This window comes from Arthrobacter sp. 001422645, from assembly GCF_059816125.1.
This window is the reverse complement of the sequence record NZ_JCBANT010000040.1, coordinates 1-623: the sequence shown is the minus strand read 5'-3', so window position 1 is coordinate 623 and position 623 is coordinate 1. Positions and strand designations below refer to the sequence as shown.

Here is a 623-nt window from a genome sequence, read left to right as displayed (position 1 = left end):
CTGGCACCAGAAGGCCGGAAAATGCTGCGTATCGAGCAGCGCAATGCGGCCACCCCGGTGGAACGCAAGCCGGATTGGATCAAGGCCAAGGTCCAGATGGGTCCCGAGTTCGTGCAACTCAAGAACCTCGTCAAGAAGGAAGGCCTCCACACTGTGTGTGAAGAGGCGGGCTGCCCCAATATCTTCGAGTGCTGGGAAGACAAGGAAGCCACCTTCCTGATCGGCGGCTCCGAATGCACCCGCCGCTGCGACTTCTGCCAGATCGACACCGGTAAGCCCTCTCCCGTGGACGTTTTCGAACCCACCAAGGTGGCCCGGTCGGTCCAGGCGATGCAGCTCCGCTACGCCACTGTCACCGGGGTGGCCCGCGATGACCTCGCGGACGAGGGCGTCTGGCTCTACGCCGAAACGGTCCGCAAGATCCACGAACTCAACCCGGGAACCGGCGTCGAACTCCTGATCCCCGACTTCTCCGGCAAACCGGAGCACATCGAGGCGATCTGCGACTCCAAGCCCGAAGTGTTCGCCCACAACGTCGAGACCGTTCCCCGGATCTTCAAGCGCATCCGTCCGGCCTTCCGCTACGAGCGGTCGCTGGATGTCATCACGCAGGGCCGCAAGCT

1 protein-coding gene is annotated in these 623 nt (G+C 63.1%); it reads left to right on the top strand.

All coding sequences use genetic code 11. From position 1 onward, the window contains the following. Positions 1-623: lipoyl synthase (locus AC6EUH_RS18290; RefSeq protein ID WP_499739507.1), on the top strand; the 623-nt coding region annotated here is incomplete at both ends.